Genomic DNA, 16,213 nt, shown 5'->3' on the forward strand with positions numbered 1-16,213 from the left:
GCAGGGCTGTCAAACAAAATAAGGTATTTCCGGGGCTTGAACATAAAAACGTCATGAAAAGCTGATAACCAACAGTCATATTTGATGACAAAACCATGTAAGCCTTATGCATTCTTTGTTACTGTTGTCCACAGATTCTGTGGATAACTTTGTGTGTTGTTATGTTTAACTGCTTTAACTGTTTGAATTTAATGGTTAAATACTAATGGCACAAAATTTGTTTAGTTCGGCCTCTAGCAAATAGTTGGGCAAAGGCAGGAAACTGATAGTTTTCATCATCAATCTGAAATTTTTGCCGTAAAACTTTTGAGTTTTGTTTGTTTTAAAAATGTTGATCGTTACGCCGCTTTATTACGTAATCAGAGAATATTTTAAGGTCAGGCCGATTTTACCTTTAGTTTCAGCCAAAGCTGGACGATAGTAAGTACAGGGGGTAGACTCCGAACGAACGACCTTGTGGTAAATACACCCATCATCAAGAGGAGTACCTGCGATGTCAGCTACGTTTTCGACACTCAAAGCGGGGATGCAGTACAGCCGTGACTGGCCTGTGGTACCTCAATTAAATGCAGTTTTCCCGGAAAACAAAATTATCCGCATGACAGTGTTTGCACAAAAAACACTGCCTGTCATCGCTGTGTTGGGTGCTGTAGTGCAGTTTAATCAGCTTGGCTCAAGCCAACTGCCGCTGATCCTGACCATGATGCTGTTTATTTTATCTATGCCGTTTCAGGGCTGGTATTGGCTGGGGAAAAGAGCGCAAACCGAATTGCCGCCTGGCCTGAGTAGCTGGTATGGTGAAATCAAACAGAAGATGCAGGCGCAAGGCTTACAAACTCAAAACCCACAACACAAATTACGTTATGCAGATTTGGCGTTACTGCTCAAACAGGCCTTTGGGCAACTGGATAAGACCTTTCTTCGCGACTGGCTCTGAGCCAGTCGTCCTCTCTATTTTCCGGACAAATAAATTCTCTGAGAATAAGTATAGACCCACTCTGGTTTGTATATGACCAGCAGGGTCATGGCCATGCCATTGAGTAAGGCTTCCGGCAAAGCCGCCAGTGGAATAAAAATTAAGTAACTGTCGTAGAGCTGATGTGCGCTGTATTGATCAGCCTGATACCAGGCCTGCAGCAGCATAAAGACCACTAAACCCAAAGCGCTGTTTAAAAAAGCTCCAACAAATAAATAGACAAACAAGTGTCGCTGCAAATAATAAAAACAGAGCAGGTAAACAGCATAATTCAGCGCCAGTACCAACCAGCCAGAGGCTAAAGCCCAAAGCAATTGTTCCAGGCTTTGGGTGTTCATCAGCCATTGCAGCGCCATCACCAGCACAAACAGCAAGCAGCTTAAGCGCAAACCAAACAGCAACACCAAAGTGGTCAGTGCCAGAAAATGAATGGACAAGGCATCCAGTACAGCTGCGTCGGTTTGCCATAACAAGGCAAGCACACAGACACTGGCCCCGGCCACAGGCCAGGGCACGGCTTTATGCGGCAATTCGCGCCAGAAGTCGCGGTTGAATACCAAGCCCGCAAACAACAACAGGCAAAATGCCGCCAGCATCAGTTAGCTCAGATCAAAAGTGGACCAGACAGGCGCATGATCAGAAGGACGCTCTGAGGCTCGCAGTTCATAATCTACGTCACTTTCTGTACACAAAGCGGCTAAAGGAGGGGTCACCATCACCACATCGATACGCAGGCCTCTGTTGTCATCAAAACCTTTAGAGCGGTAATCAAACCAGCTGTATTTTTCAGTTGCATCCGGATGCAAAGCACGAAAGGTATCTATTAAACCCCAGCCTTTTAATGTCGCCAGCATTTCACGTTCTTCCGGTAAAAAGGAACATTTCCCTTCTTTTAACCAACGTTTGGCATTGGCTGCACCTATGCCGATATCCAGATCTTCAGGGGAAATATTAATGTCACCAATAACAGCGACATAATCATCCGGGCTGTGGTGGCTGATTAAATACTGCTGCAGGTCAGCATAAAACTTCTGTTTGGCTGGGAATTTAGTTTCATGACTGCGATTTTCACCTTGCGGGAAATAGCCGTTTAACAAGGTCAGGGTTTTGCCGTTGTCCAATGCAAAAGTACCAATCAGCATACGACGCTGAGCATCAGGCGCATCTGTTGGGAAACCATACAACATAGACAGCGCTGGCTTTTTACTCAGAATAGCCACACCGTAATGGCCTTTTTGACCAAAATAATACAAGTGGTAGCCAAACTTCTGCATATCTTCGAGTGGAAATTCATCATCATGCACTTTAATTTCCTGCAAGCCGACAAAATCAGGGGAATGTTTGGCCAGCAAGGCTTCGATTTGATGAGGTCTGGCGCGTAAGCCATTTATATTAAAAGAGATAATTTTCATGATAATGCTCTGGTCCACATAAGAGTAATAGCCTTTGAGCTCTATACTAGCATTTTGTCTGCCCTGACGTGAACCGCTGCTTGCTCAGTCCGCCGACAAACTTTAAGCTATGCCTTTGTTTTGATGAGTCTGATGTTGTGAGTTCTGAATTACCTGCCTATCAGTTAAAGTTTTCCGCCAGAAGACGTAGTGTTCAACTGAAAATTCAGTCAGGGCAGCTATGGGTGTCTGCACCAACAGGCTGCGATCTGCAATTTATTCAGCAGCTTATACAGCAAAAAAAGGACTGGATTGATAAACACCTGAGTCAGCAGCAACACACTACTGAACCCGGTTGGCTGGCGCAGCGGCAAATTCCTTTATTCGACGATAAACTAGAGCTCAAAATTGTACAGGATACAGTCAACCAGTTTAGTCTGGATGGCGACTGTTTATGGCTGCAGTTATCAAACCGAAACAAAAACCAGGATAAATGGATAGAAAAGCTAGTGACCGAATTTTATCTGCAGCAGGCGAAGCTCTGGTTTGAGCAAGAGGTGCAACTGCAGCAGCAACAAATGTCGCTTTCCAGCCGCGAAGTGCGGGTTTGTAATTTCAAAGCCAAGTGGGGCAGTTGTGACTCATCTGGTGCACTGAGTTTTAACTGGCGCTTACTGATGGCCCCTGCCTGGGTGGCTCAGTATGTGGTGGTGCATGAACTGGCACATCTGGTCCATATGAATCACAGCAAAAGCTTTTGGGCTTTAGTCAGCCAGTTTAATCAGGACGCTGCCAAAGCCCGGCTTTGGTTAAAACAAAATCAGCACTGGATGCAGTTGTAGTTTTCAAATCACCGCAGTTTTAACCAAAGTGATATAGCAGAAGAAAAAAGAAAGCCGACCCATAAGGCCGGCAAAGTTTACATCTTGGGAGAATAGAAAGGATGATTCACTAAGTCAGACTCTGGTCGTTGCAAAAGATTCCATTTTATTTTTGTTTTTTTGATCTCTGTGCTTTTCTTTGCAGTTTGTTGGGGTTAAAACGCAACAGACGCTTTCCAGCGGGCGGTGTTTTCTGTTTTAATTCGCAGCAACCTCACTTTGACAGTGAAACTCATCAACAGCAAATTGGCCGGTCAGAGCCGATAGTTTCTTTTCAGGACCACAACATGACGAATCCTCTGCGTATACAACAGCTGATGAAGCTGGTCGATTTAACCCGTTTAACGGATCAGGATAACGCTGACTCTATGCAGCAATGGCTGGAGCAGGATTTGGCCCATGCAGCAATTCTGCCTGCTGCTGTCTGTGTCTATCCGGCTTATCTGACGCAGGTGAAAAACTTTTTGCAACAGCGCCAGTTTGCAGTACAGCTGGCTACTGTAGTGAATTTCCCGTCCGGCGCTTTGCCTTTAACAGAGGTGCTGGAACAAATTCGCCAGGCCTTAGCTGCTGGTGCTGATGAAATTGACTGTGTTTTGCCTTATCAAACCCTATTGTCTGGTCAGACAGAGCTGGTTCGACAGTTTTTAGCTGAAGTTCGAAAGGCCACGGCTGGTGTGTGTTTAAAAATAATCATTGAATCTGGCGAGTTATTAACCTGCCAGCAAATCAGCAAGGCTACAGAGCTGGTGGTGCAGTCGGGTGCCAATTTTGTCAAAACATCGACTGGCAAAGTCAAAGTGGGCGTCACTGAAGAAGCGGCCCGTATTATGTTGGCTGTGATTGCAGCCTCTGACCGTCCTGTTGGCTTCAAAGCTTCTGGTGGTGTGCGTTCTGTGGAGTTTGCATTAAAGCTGGTAGGGTTGTTCGAAGAGCTGACAGGTCACCTGGCCACCCCTGAGTCTATGCGTTTAGGCGCCAGTGCGTTGCTGAATGATTTAAGCCAACAGCTGGATTATTAAAGCCTGTTTGTTTGTAGCCGCTGAAAGGCTTTTAGCGGCTGTAGCGTTTTTCTTCTTTGAGTTTATTGAACTGCTGCAATAATTCCTGATGGCGCACTCTGTGGTGTTCCGGCAGTGGCATATTGTCGACAATTCTGAAGGTCTTACGGCACTTTTCCGCCAGCTCGAGTGGTTTTTTCCGTTTTGGATCAGCCATCATCTGTATGGAGGTCTGAATATAGTTCAGCGCACTGCCTGTGTTCATTGGGGCAACTTCCAGCGCTTGTTCAAAACGGATCAACGCCTGTTCGTAATTGCTTTCTTTGTAGAACTGAATACCTTGTTTGTTTAATTCATTAAAGTTCGCCTGACGGCTTAGTGAACGACTTTGTTGTTCACTGAATAACTTTTCCAGTATAGGGTCAATGGCGCCGGATAAGTTTTGTAGTTTTTGCGCCAGCGCTGATGCCTGTTCAAACTCACCAATCTGGTTCAGCAACAAGACCGCATCTGCTGCACAGTGCGGTATAGGTGGCATTTCGTCTGGTTTTTCCGGATCGACCTCAGGGTTCATTTGTGCGGCGACGCGGTCAGAGACTGTGGCGAAGGTTTTTTTCGCCAGATACTGCTGGCCACCTAAAGACTCCAGACGGGCCTGACATAAGGTTTCAAACAAATCAAAGTCAAAGTCACGAATCACAGTGTCTTCACGTTTTGCTCTGTGAATAGCCATCAGGGCTTCCTGCTGGTACTTATTGCGCTGATTCAACTCTTCAGAGCGGGAAGCCGCGTCTATTGCAGTGCGGATATAGTTCAGCAAATGCACAACTTCCTGACGGGCAGAACGTCTGGTAATTTCGTAAATTTGTTTGCTGGCTTGCACCAGATTGGCCAAATCGTCCATTTCTCTGGCGATGTCCATCAGCAAATTTTGCCGGCTGACAGAAAAAGGAGAAATCACAATGGCTTGAGTGATCACCGCCATGGCCTCTTCCATCAATCCCTTAGCTATTAAATTGCGGGCTTTCAGATCATAAGCTTCGGCAAAATACCTGTTGGTATCAATAGCTTCATTACAAAGCTCCAGACTTTCCTCATAACGCTCCTGCTCAAAACACAAACGGGCTTGCAGCAACAAAGCCCAGTTCGTACGGCTAAATGCCAGAGTTTCTGACAGCAGAGTTTCAGCTTCCTGATACTGTTTTAGCTTTAAATGAGTTTCAGCCTGAATACGGCCGCACAAAGAATGATAACGACTGGCTTGTTCACGTTCCTGTTTACAGGCTTCGATCACCAGTTCAGGCTGTTCATCAAACATGGCCTGATAAATAGGCGCAAGTTGCTTTTTCTTATTCTGAATTTTAACCAGACGGGTGCGCAATACACTTTGTGAAAAAGGTTTGATAATGTAGTCGTCAGGTTCTGCTTCAACAGCACCCACCACCATAGGCACCTGATTTTCGCCTGTAACCAGCATATAAACAGCAGCAGGGTGCAGCAGTTTTTTCTCGCGTAAATCTTCTAATAACTGACGGCCGTTTTTGCCTGAACCTAAGTTGTAATCAACAAATAACACATCATAAGAGCCGTGCATGCATTTCCATAATGCCTGTTCACCGGTAAGAACAAAGGCAATATTGGTCGCGCCCATCGAATACAGTATGCCTTTGAGCAATAACTGGAAGGGACGTTGGTCATCAACAATAAGGACTCGAAGATTTTCGAGAGTTTTGTACGACATTCAGCAAACCTATCGATTTAATTATCGCAAGTGTTGATAATATGTTTGATTTTAGCAAGGAAAATTTAGAGACTTATTTTTGAACTGTAATGCAGAAGGAAAATGGTGGAGGGGGAAGGATTCGAACCTTCGAAGGCAGTGCCGGCAGATTTACAGTCTGATCCCTTTGGCCACTCGGGAACCCCTCCACAAGTGTGGAGCGCATCTTATCAAAAAACATTTTGATGTAAAGGAAATTACTCAACTTTTTTGTCTGACTGCCGATAAAGCAAACAATATGATGTTTTTGTGCAGATTTTATGCTGATAAATGAGTGGCAAACCGGTGTCCGGTTAAATAAAGCAATACAGCAACAACAGTTCAGTGATTTTTCGCTGTGGCTGGCTTTTTTATCGCCTGCCGTAGATGAGTTTGCTCAGTTTTATACTCCGGATACAGAATGTGCCAGATTCCAACCCGATCTGTATCAGCAACTGGGTATACAGCAGGCCAGGCCTTTTAGTTTTCAACCACAAGACGAGCAGCATTTAAAACAACAGGCCACCGCCTTTCAGCAGGGGGGCGCTGTTGCTCTGCGTTTAATGCATTCGTTACAAGGTGCACCTTTGGTGATGGAAGACAATAAACATAAGCTGCCGGATGAGGTGAAATCAGGCCTAAGTTTGCATGCAAGACGCCACTTAGTGCAGCAAAAACCAGAAATGATGCAGGCTGATCCTACCGCTTTGTATGAAATTTTAAATCAGCTGCATGGCTGATGTTTATTTAAACACTGTGCCGGCATTTCTTAAATTTAAGGCCACTGCCACAGGGGCAAGGATCGTTACGGGATAACCGGACTACAGGATGTTCTGTTAATACGCCACTGCTATACACCCAGCGGCCTTGTTCCAGTTCAAAATCTGATACTTCATCCAGTATTTCTAATTTATCGCCTGCCAGATAAGAGGCAATAAAATGCACCTGGTTGCTTGTTAACTTTTGATTGGGCTCTGGGTGATTGGGCCTTGAGGAGTCAGAAAGGATCTTTAACCCAACAAAATGCACGGCTTTGGCGAAGTCTGCAATATCTGCTTCGCTGTGCAAGACCCGGGCTGTGGAATGGTAAGTCTGCACTATATAGCTGTAGCACTGTGGATTTTTATCATGATGGCAATAGGCGCTGTAACGTGAGCGCATCAGTTGTTCCGGGCTTTGTGCTACAGCCTGGCCACAGATCAGGGGCTCACAACAGGCGGAAAACTTTTTACCTGAACCGCAATAACATGGAAAAGACAACACATCCGCCACTTTGTTTACTCACTCTGCTTCAGATACTTCACTAAAAGCCTGAATATACAGCTTCCATGAAATACATCAATTAATCACCTTTATCAGAGTCTAGTGTAAGCAAAATGGTTGTCAGGGCCAAGCCGGTTATTAGGTATATCCGGCTTCAGATCTGTATTAGTGACTGACAGCAATGCGCTGATTTATGTTCTGAGAGTGTGTTGTGTCATTGCTCAACTGGTAAAAACAGGTCTGGTGCTGTTCTGCCAGTTGCTGATAATGTAGCAAAGAGCTTTCGCTGAACTGATCCTGCCATACCACCACTGAGCTACAAGTGCTGCTGCTTAAGGCGTCACTCAGTACTGTATGAATATTACTGATTTGTTTTTGCTGGATCACCAGTACTTTGGACATATCTAGATCAAAACCACTGAAGGTCGATTTATCCGGTAACTGATTTGGCGCCAGTAACAACACCCAGCCTGAGTGTTGTTGATGCTGCTGAATAATAAACAGCAATTCAGGCAAGGCCAGTTGACCCGCAGTCACCTGCAACTTTTGATAAAAAGCCGTTTGACCGGTTTTATGCTGTGACTGATTTGGGGTCAGTGAAGAGTAGCTCTGAATGGCTTTATTTAAATTCAACATAGTGATGCTCCAGTACTGTTCGTATTTACAGTGTATGGATATACAGTAGTTTTCTGTTGTTTAAAAAGCAAGCTCTTTTTATAAAGTTTTTGGCCGTTTTTTACTCTTTTTAAAAAGGTGAATTGTTACTTATTGTTTTGTAACGTAATTTTTTCAAAGCGTTCTGCAGCTAATTGCTGAGCCTGCTGCTGGTCCAGCACAGTTAAGTGTTTACACAATACTGTACAGGCTTGTTCTGCTGTACTGTCTTGTTGTAAAGCCGCCAGAATAAACCAGCTGTAGGCAAAAACTGCAGACTTAGGTACTCCAGCCCCCTTTAAGTAACAGTGGCCTAACTGAACCTGGGCCTGTAAATGACCTGTATATGCTGCACGACAATAGAAGGTCGCCGCCTGATGTGCCTGTTGTTCTGATAAGGCAAGGGCCTGTTGAAAAAACTGCTCTGCTTCTTGGTGATCTGTATGCAAAGTGTCGTTCTGAACGGTTAAAGCCGGGTCATTTTGCGGTAAGTACGACAGCATACTGCCTGGTGATTGCAACAAAACCTGCAGTAGCTGCTGATGTTCTTTTAGTTTGGCGTCCACTTCAGCCAAAGTTAAATCATCAATACCCGTAAACTGTGGGCTTAAAAGCTGTGGTGTTGTCATAAATACAAAATCCGGTTTTGAAAAGCGCGCTATTAGACCCAAGGCACAGGGCAGGGTCAAGTTATTGAGTCTGCTTTATGCTGTTTTCTGTCAGATTTCTGACGATAAAGCCAGCTGCAAGCCATTACCCTTGCCAGAATCGCGCCAAATCTGTGGTTTGTATCTTGTCGCAGGAAAAGGCCATGGACAAATTAATTGGAATTGCGGCAAGGCGACAAGCGAATCAATCCCCATGAGCATAGTAGTCCTATGTGATTGGGGTTGGTGAGTACAGTCAACGCAGCTGCGGTTTCAAGTAAGAAGGCCATAGTCATATGGTTGTCACACAGCCTTCTTACACTTCGCCTATTGAAGTTGGGTGAGTGTAGTCAGATGTGGACAGATGAAAGTTACAGGCAAGAACTGGTCAGTATTTTACAGCAGCGTAAGTTGCAGCCGCTGTTTCAGCCTGTACTTGATTTTAATACTGGTCATATTCAGGGCTATGAAGCACTGATCCGTGGCCCGTCCGACAGTCCGCTGCATTCTCCTTTAGTGTTATTTAAAGTGGCGCATCAGTGCCAGTTATTGCCTGAACTGGAAATGCTTTGCCGGGAGCTGAGTATTGCTGCCTTTTCCGCTGCTGCTGTGCAGGGCGATTTGTATTTAAACGTCAACCCGCTGTTGTTATTGTCCAACGATCATCCTTCTGGTTTAACTCTGGCCCTGCTGAAAAAGTATCAACTGGACCCAAGTCGTGTTGTTATTGAGCTGTCGGAGCAGTATCAGGTGGATGACTCTTCTGTGCTGATCAATGCAGTGCATCATTACCGCGAACTGGGTTTTCGTATTGCCATTGACGATTTAGGCAGCGGTTTTTCCGGTTTAAAGCTGTGGTCTGAACTTAAACCCGATCTGATTAAAATTGACCGCTACTTTATCAGTCAGGTGCATGCCGACCCGACCAAAAAAGAATTTGTCCGCAGTATTATTGCCTTAGCGAAAAGCACAGGCTCTGCAGTGGTGGCCGAAGGTATTGAAACCCGCGAAGAGTTGCTGCTTTGTCAGGAACTTGGTGCCGATTATGGCCAGGGCTATTTATTAGGCCGCCCAAATGCGGTGATGAGTTCTGTGGTCACAGGCAGTTATCAGCTTAATCCTAATCAGGGCAGTGCACCTCCGAACTCGACGGAGCAAGTTGGCGCTTTATTATTAACTGTGCCGGCCGTGGCCAGTATGATAACTGTAGCGCAACTCTTTGATATTTTCAGTAAAAACCCGCAGTGGTCCAGTCTGGCAGTGGTCGAAGACGAACAGCCTGTCGGTATTATTCAGAAGTCTGTGTTATTTGAGCTGTTCTCAAGCCCATATGGCCGGGCTTTGTATGAAAAGAAAACCGTCAAAGCTCTGATGGATCAGGATGCTGTGATCGTAGACGAGCATTGCAGCCTGGATCAATTGAGTCAGCAGGTGACCGATCAGGACGACGAAGGCAGCTGGTATTTTATTGTCACCCGCGAGCAAAAGTATTTGGGCTTAGGTTCAGTGCGGGCTTTATTAAAACGTATTACAGAAAGCAAATTACAAAATGCGCGTTACGCTAACCCTCTGACCTTATTGCCTGGTAATGTGCCTATTTATCGTGAAATTGATGGTTTATTGCAGCGACGTAAAAGCTTTCATATCGCCTATTTTGATTTAAACGACTTTAAGCCTTACAACGATACCTATGGTTACAGCAAAGGCGACCTGGTGATCCAACTGGTGGCTGAGTTGCTGACCAGTATAGCCGGGGCCGATGGGCATTTTGTTGGTCATGTAGGCGGCGATGATTTTGTGGTGATCTTCACCAGCGACAACTGGCAGCTGTTGTGTCAGCAGGTGCTGAATGAATTTGCTGAGCGGGTGCTGTTTTATTACGAAAGTGCTCATGTGCAGGCCGGAGGCATTCGCAGTCAGAATCGTAGTGGCGAGCAGGTGTTTTATCCTTTACTCAGCCTGGCTGTTGGGGTAGTGTCACCCGACCCAAGGTTATGTGTTTGTCATCATGATGTGGCCGCTTTGGCCAGTGATGCCAAAACACAGGCGAAAAAACCACAGGGCAACTTTTTGTTTATCTCACGCCGACGTGGGCCTGGCCAGAATGTCTTAGTTAATTAATGACTGGCTAGACCAATTTGAACCGTTGTCTGAGGTACACTGCACCACTTCGATAGTCGTCAGGACGGGGATCCATGTTTTTACAGCAGTTTATTAGTGAGCATAACCACGAAGTCAGTTTTAGCCGTCAGCAGGCCTGCCGTTTTGCCAAGGAAGTGGCAACAGATTTTAACCCCATCCACGACGCCGACAGTAAAAGATTCTGTGTGCCTGGTGATTTGTTGTTTGCCCATATGGTCAGCAAACACGGTTTAGCCCGGAAGTTACATTGCACTTTCGCCGGTATGGTCAGCTCAGATGTGCTGTTGCACTCAGAGCAACAAGGTGATGAATGGCGTTTATGTGATCAACAGAAAAAAAATTATCTAATTTTGCGCCAGCAAGGTGAAATTCATCATGATTTGGCCTACATCGAATCTTTAGTTAAAGACTATGTGCGTTTTTCTGGTCAAAACTTCCCGCATATTCTGCAGCCTTTAATGAAGCAGCATCAGGTGATGATTAACGCTCAGCGCCCGCTGGTGATTTACGAAAGCATGACACTGGAGTTTGACCGCTTTTCCGCCGCATCACCTGAGTTACGTTTGGCCCATAATGATTTAACAGTCGAAGGCAAACGTGGTTTAGCGCGTTTAGGTTTTGAGTTCGTAGAAAATGGCGAAGTGATAGGCCGTGGCGAAAAACGTATGATCTTAAGCAGCCTGCAGCCTTATGAAGAAACAGTGATGCAGCAAATGGTCGATTTTTACAACGAACGTAAAACTCAGTTTCAGCACGCCGTTTAACTAAAGTTTTCGCTGGCTTGGTTTGCACCTGTGTTTTTGCTAAAGTGCTGCGGCACAAATGCTGCGCCCCAAGTGCCTTATTGAATTGAGCGGAGTTAATTGATGTATTACATGATTTGTTCTGAAGATGTGCCAAATAGCCTGGCTTTGCGCAAACAAGTGCGTGAACAGCATTTAGCCCGTTTGCAGGAATTAAAAGCGCAAGAGCGTTTGCTCATTGCAGGGCCCTTGCCTGCAGTTGATCTGGAAGACCCTGCCGAAGCAGGTTTTACCGGTTCTTTAGTGGTAGCGCAGTTTGAGTCTTTAGAACAGGCCAAAGCCTGGGCTGCAGCAGATCCTTACATTGCTGCTGGTGTATACGCCAATTCAGTGGTCAAGCCATTTAAAAAGGTTCTGCCTTAAGTTTTCGCCGCTTGGTTAAATAGTTTTCAAAGATCCCCGACCATGTTTGGGGATTTTTTTTGATCATTGCAACTGATCTTGCGGTTATAACTGCGGTTCTTGTGACGGTAAACGTGATGCTGGTTGTGGCAAACTAAACTGATATTCTGCCACCTGATAAGGCTGCACTATGCGGCTTAATTCGCCATTGCTGTATAAAAGCTGCCAGGCTTTGGCCAGTTGTTCTAACTGCTGTGGGGACAAGGTTCGGCGATTAAAACCAAAATACACCGGGCTTTGGTACACCTCAAATAAAGGCTCCAGGCCTACCGTAGATAAATCAGTTTGTTTTTTCCAGTAATAGTAGGCTGCAATATCTTCCAGTACGCCATGCACCCGACCATTGAGCAGCATAGCCTGTTTGTCTTCATTGCCACGGATAAATACAAAACGGGTGCGGTTTTTTGCATCGTTTAAAATGCTGTCCAGCTCATCGCCATAATAAGCGCCATTCAGTAACGCAATAATGCCCGATGTGCCGCTGCGTTTTAGTTTTTTCAGATCGGTTAAGCCAGGAAAGGCCTTTGCTATTCCGACCAGATAGATCACTTCCTGCTGATGCGGGCCAATAAAAGCAAAGTGTTCACTGCGCTCGGCGTTGTAACTTAAGTGGCTTAACACATCCAGCTCGCCTTGTTCGATCAACTTTAAAGAGCGTAACCAGGGGCTGTGAATAAACTCCAGTTTGCAATCGACTTCCTGCGCCAGGCGCGCCAGCAACTCAACGTTCAGGCCACGCCAGCTGTCGCCTTGCTGAATAATATAAGGCGCAAAGCTGGTTTCAATGCCCATACGTAAGGTACAGCTGTAACCCGGAAAACTCAGCAGCAGACAAACCAGGGCAGCGTGTAAAAGCTTCATAGTGTCCTTGATACAGCAAATTAAATAAAACTCAACTCATAGCTCAACTATATACGCAGGCTGCAGACAGTCAAAGTTTCTGCCACAGGCACTGTCTGCTACTTAGTTCTGCACAGTTCTGTTTATTCGATAAAGAGCCATCAACCCGCCTGACGTCTTTGCCAGAATGGCGCATGAAGCCAACGTTGTTCTGTCTGGTAAAAATGCCGCCTTAGTTGTTGGTAAGAGGCAAAATGAGTGTGCAGATCCTGCTGATACAACTGCCTGGCTTGTGTTACCGCCGTTGCCTGCATAAGATCTTGCTGTTGCTCCAGCTCTGATATCACCAGTCGTGCAGCATGACAGGCGGAGGTCAGGGCAAAACCTAATCCCATCGACGAAATAGGGTCAAAAGCACAGGCTGCATCACCAATAGCCAGGTAGTTGCGAAGTGTGCTGGCATCACTGTACTGGCTACCTGCATTACGCAACCAGGGATGGACAGACAAAGCTGTGTAGTCTTTGACAAGGCGCTTCAGATGCTGACTCTGTTGCAAGAGTTGCAGCCAGTGCTGACGCTGGTTCAGCCGTAATTTACTGATAATGTCGCTATCAGAAAAAAACGTGGCGACATACTGCTGATTAGGCAACCTTGCACCATACCACCAGCCATATTCAGTGCTTTCAATCAGTTGCTCCTGCGCGCCTTCTGTATGGTCCTTGCAACTGAAAAAACAGCCTGCACCCATCAGTTGATCCAGTTTATGGGATTGGCCTCCCAATTGGCGGCAGAGTGAACTGTTGCGGCCAGACGCATCGATAAGATAACGGGCGCGGATCTCAAAAGGGGCTTGCGCCGGGTGAGTGCACTGCAGCAGCCATTCTGAGTCTTGTTGACTGACGGCGCAGTGAGTACGGGGGATCAATGTGCCACCCCGTGCTGTTAACTGTTCAATCAGAGTAAAATCAAAACTTTCTCTGTCCAGCTGCACACTGGCATTTTCACTGCTGAAAATAGCATGCCGTACCCGGGGTAAGTCGCTGCCCCAATAGGTAGTGTCGCCATAACAAGGTAAAAAACAATGGGCCGGAAAATCACTTTTTTGTAATTTCAGGTAATCCAGCAGGGCAAACAAACTGTCTGAGACATGCTCGCCGACACGCACCTGACTGAAATCGGATTGCTCCAGCACCACCACATTCAGTGAGGAGTAAGTTAATAAACTGAGTGCGGCGCAGACCCCGGCAGGGCCTGCGCCTATGATGACCACATCAGTTTTGATGTTAAGGTCGCTCATTTTTTGTTAACGCCTCATCCTGGTGCCTGAACGTGGAGTGCCAAGGCCACCAGATGCCACTTCAATAGCTTTAAAAGCCCGTTGTTCCAGCGCTTTGACCATCTGCACTGCTCTGGCACTTTTGGTTTTTACCTGCTGAGTATCCGCCTCAATATAAAACACAGGTATGGTGGTTTCGTTATCATCCGGATTACCAGTAATAGCGCCAACTCCTACTTCCTTATAAGAGAAAATTTCATTGTTGCGTTCAGTTTCCGTAAAGTACGGATAGCCCGCTGCCTGACTGTTGTTATCCCGGATAAAGGCCAGCGCTGACCAGTGTTCCACCATCTGTACAAAAGAATTGATACCCCGGGCATAATTCATCTGTTGTCCGGCAGGCAGGTGAGACGTAGCCTGACCTTCCACTGTGGTTTCACCCGTCAGTACATCCCATGGACTTTGTGGCGGCCACCAGTAAGCATAATAAGTTGGAGGTAAAGGGGCGCCGTTGGCTTTATTCACTTCAGGCACGGTAAAGTTGACCGTTTGTACTGTGCACTGGAAAAAATCAGCCTGCCATGGGCATGCCATACGTTTGGTTAAATCACCAGGCTGACAACCGCCGCCTTCACATTCATCGCGGGAAGGAGTTAAACCTGTGCTGTTGTACCCGTTCGGACCTTTTTCATCGGCAATACGGTAAGGTGCAGCATAAACAGCAGGGTTTTGCATACTCCAGGTAACTTCAATACCTGGGCACATCGGCAAGCCAACACAGTTACCAACACTGCCTTGATCCAGAGGGTTGACCGGATAAGGGGCTGCCTCACAGTGCGAATCAAACCGGCCTTCAGCCCACTGACTCAGCAAAAACTGCTGGGTTTCGTTCAGTGCCAGAAACTTCATGATCAGCTCATTACTGACCGAATTACTGCCAGAGTTCAATGGCAACATAGGGAAGTTATCTTTAAACAACACTTGTTGTGGCTGATCAGCCGAAGGATCTCCTTCTTTGTTCAGGCCTCGAAAATAAGAAAAATACTGCTGGCGGTTGGCTTTGTTGGCGTCGCTGTTATCGGCGTAGTCAAACTGCCGTGAGTTAAAAGCGCTCATGGCCTGCACATTGGCAACCCACTGATAACGGCTGAGCCTTTCAACCAAAGGCTCAATATCGCGCTGATAATTGGCTTTGAAATCCGGGTTAAACTGGCCGTTGCTGTAAATTTCAGGCACAAGATTGTAAAAGCGTACTCCCACATCAAACATGGTGTCGGACAAAGTTGAAATATTCACAATCTCTGGTGCAAAGTCAGGTGAACCCACCACAACCCAGGCTGAAAGTTGTTCAGAACTGCCATCCTGATAGGTGACAGTGCAGTACACCGGGCCGTCTGAAATATCATCGTGCCAGGTGTTAGAACCGCCATAACTGGTCAAAGGCTCATCACCCCCTGCATTGCCATAGCCACCTAATACAATTAAGCGCCCAAGATCATCGGTCAGTAAATCCCCTAAGGTGGTAATGGCTGTACCGTAGGTGACTGTGCTTGGCGGATAAGACACCGGATACCCCTGTGGCGCATTGTTTTGATCAAAACCAATGCTCTGACGACGACCAGCCAAACTGCGAGGGCCCGGATCAATAATCAGCTTTTGTCTGTCCTGCTCTGTTGTCTGATCCGGATTACGAAAGGGCACTTTTTGTTGCTGATAACTGTTCTGTGGACCATACAATAAATTACCCTGCAACTCGCTGTATTGATACCAGGCGGCTTTTTTATTGGCTAAATGCACTGTCCATTGAATGGACTGCACATTCGGATTGTCCAGAGTCAGCTCTGTGCCATCTTCTGACAATAATTTGAAGGCTTGGCCCTGACGGCGCACCCGGCCTGCATAGTCTTTAAATTGATGAACGGGTTCGCCCTTATTACCGAATGGATCTGCTTCAAAAGGCAATTGGCCTGTTTTTTCCGGCGCAAGATAAAACTGTTCCGGACTGTTACCCAAGCGGGCAACTCCAACGGAAGGATGGATACGAAGAGCCATAGATATGTTCCTTGTTTGGCTTAAATGGCTGTATTCAGCTGGAATACTCTGGCTCAACTGAATGTTGTGATGCGGGCAACTATTGAACGCGACTCAACTATAGCGAACAAGCACAAGGCTGCGTA

General features: G+C 46.3%; 16 protein-coding genes and 1 tRNA gene. 7 read left to right on the forward strand and 10 right to left on the reverse strand.

Annotation, left to right across the window (positions count from 1 at the left end; genetic code table 11):
- Window positions 1-493 precede the first annotated feature (493 nt).
- Window positions 494-937, forward strand: a complete 444-nt coding sequence (gene yfbV, locus J2W69_RS01975) for a terminus macrodomain insulation protein YfbV (RefSeq protein ID WP_008898203.1) — start codon at window positions 494-496, stop codon at window positions 935-937.
- Between the two features lie 14 nt (window positions 938-951).
- Here the strand turns inward: yfbV and J2W69_RS01980 are convergent, their stop codons facing one another.
- Window positions 952-1,572, reverse strand: coding sequence for an energy-coupling factor ABC transporter permease (locus J2W69_RS01980; protein WP_310274041.1), 621 nt, complete (start codon window positions 1,570-1,572; stop codon window positions 952-954).
- A gap of 3 nt (window positions 1,573-1,575) precedes the next feature.
- Window positions 1,576-2,388, reverse strand: coding sequence for an exodeoxyribonuclease III (xthA, locus tag J2W69_RS01985; protein ID WP_310274042.1), 813 nt, complete (start codon window positions 2,386-2,388; stop codon window positions 1,576-1,578).
- Window positions 2,389-2,525: 137 nt separating this feature from the next.
- Between xthA and J2W69_RS01990 the strand changes: the two genes are divergently transcribed.
- Together J2W69_RS01990 and deoC are read left to right on the forward strand one after the other, a co-directional pair.
- Window positions 2,526-3,209: a M48 family metallopeptidase gene (locus tag J2W69_RS01990; RefSeq protein ID WP_310274044.1), complete on the forward strand. Its 684-nt coding sequence runs from the start codon at window positions 2,526-2,528 to the stop codon at window positions 3,207-3,209.
- 326 nt (window positions 3,210-3,535) lie between these two features.
- Complete coding sequence (gene deoC, locus J2W69_RS01995) at window positions 3,536-4,270, forward strand: deoxyribose-phosphate aldolase (RefSeq protein ID WP_310274046.1); 735 nt, start codon at window positions 3,536-3,538, stop codon at window positions 4,268-4,270.
- 31 nt (window positions 4,271-4,301) lie between these two features.
- Here the strand turns inward: deoC and J2W69_RS02000 are convergent, their stop codons facing one another.
- Window positions 4,302-5,990, reverse strand: a complete 1,689-nt coding sequence (locus J2W69_RS02000; RefSeq protein ID WP_310274048.1) for a response regulator — start codon at window positions 5,988-5,990, stop codon at window positions 4,302-4,304.
- Window positions 5,991-6,093: 103 nt separating this feature from the next.
- Window positions 6,094-6,178 (reverse strand) — tRNA-Tyr (locus tag J2W69_RS02005).
- Window positions 6,179-6,289: 111 nt separating this feature from the next.
- On the opposite strand from J2W69_RS02005, the gene J2W69_RS02010 reads away from it, so the two are divergent.
- On the forward strand, window positions 6,290-6,748 hold the full coding sequence (locus J2W69_RS02010) for a VC2046/SO_2500 family protein (protein WP_310274050.1): 459 nt from the start codon (window positions 6,290-6,292) through the stop codon (window positions 6,746-6,748).
- Between the two features lie 7 nt (window positions 6,749-6,755).
- Here J2W69_RS02010 and J2W69_RS02015 read toward each other — a convergent pair whose 3' ends face one another.
- The 3 genes from J2W69_RS02015 to J2W69_RS02025 all read right to left on the reverse strand — a co-directional run bounded on the left by J2W69_RS02015 (window position 6,756) and on the right by J2W69_RS02025 (window position 8,554).
- The gene (locus tag J2W69_RS02015) at window positions 6,756-7,271 is read right to left on the reverse strand and encodes a YchJ family protein (RefSeq protein ID WP_310274052.1); all 516 of its coding nucleotides are present in this window, start codon (window positions 7,269-7,271) and stop codon (window positions 6,756-6,758) included.
- A gap of 165 nt (window positions 7,272-7,436) precedes the next feature.
- Entirely contained in the window at window positions 7,437-7,907 is a 471-nt protein-coding gene (locus tag J2W69_RS02020) for a SulA-like leucine-rich domain-containing protein (RefSeq protein ID WP_310274054.1), read from the reverse strand.
- 125 nt (window positions 7,908-8,032) lie between these two features.
- The gene (locus tag J2W69_RS02025) at window positions 8,033-8,554 is read right to left on the reverse strand and encodes an SEL1-like repeat protein (protein ID WP_310274056.1); all 522 of its coding nucleotides are present in this window, start codon (window positions 8,552-8,554) and stop codon (window positions 8,033-8,035) included.
- A gap of 372 nt (window positions 8,555-8,926) precedes the next feature.
- Here J2W69_RS02025 and J2W69_RS02030 point away from each other — a divergent pair, with 372 nt between their 5' ends.
- From J2W69_RS02030 to J2W69_RS02040, 3 genes are all read left to right on the forward strand, one after another.
- Window positions 8,927-10,693, forward strand: coding sequence for a GGDEF domain-containing protein (locus tag J2W69_RS02030; RefSeq protein ID WP_310274058.1), 1,767 nt, complete (start codon window positions 8,927-8,929; stop codon window positions 10,691-10,693).
- A 74-nt stretch (window positions 10,694-10,767) separates the two neighbouring features.
- Window positions 10,768-11,478 (forward strand): DUF3581 family protein, encoded by a 711-nt coding sequence (locus J2W69_RS02035; protein ID WP_310274059.1) that lies wholly within the window; start codon window positions 10,768-10,770, stop codon window positions 11,476-11,478.
- 102 nt (window positions 11,479-11,580) lie between these two features.
- Window positions 11,581-11,880, forward strand: coding sequence for a YciI family protein (locus J2W69_RS02040; protein ID WP_310274061.1), 300 nt, complete (start codon window positions 11,581-11,583; stop codon window positions 11,878-11,880).
- An 84-nt stretch (window positions 11,881-11,964) separates the two neighbouring features.
- Here J2W69_RS02040 and J2W69_RS02045 read toward each other — a convergent pair whose 3' ends face one another.
- The 3 genes from J2W69_RS02045 to lodA form a co-directional block, all read right to left on the reverse strand.
- A complete protein-coding gene (locus J2W69_RS02045; protein WP_310274063.1) occupies window positions 11,965-12,780 on the reverse strand; it encodes a substrate-binding periplasmic protein in 816 nt (271 codons plus the stop codon).
- 140 nt (window positions 12,781-12,920) lie between these two features.
- Window positions 12,921-14,057 carry a lysine-epsilon-oxidase maturase LodB gene (gene lodB, locus J2W69_RS02050; protein ID WP_310274065.1) on the reverse strand — a complete coding sequence of 379 codons (1,137 nt, stop codon included), beginning with the start codon at window positions 14,055-14,057 and terminating at the stop codon, window positions 12,921-12,923.
- Window positions 14,058-14,063: 6 nt separating this feature from the next.
- Window positions 14,064-16,088: a CTQ-dependent lysine 6-oxidase LodA gene (lodA, locus tag J2W69_RS02055; protein WP_310274066.1), complete on the reverse strand. Its 2,025-nt coding sequence runs from the start codon at window positions 16,086-16,088 to the stop codon at window positions 14,064-14,066.
- Between the last annotated feature and the right edge of the window lie 125 nt (window positions 16,089-16,213).

It is taken from the genome of Rheinheimera soli (assembly GCF_031457405.1).
Taxonomy (GTDB): Bacteria; Pseudomonadota; Gammaproteobacteria; order Enterobacterales; family Alteromonadaceae; genus Pararheinheimera; species Pararheinheimera soli_A.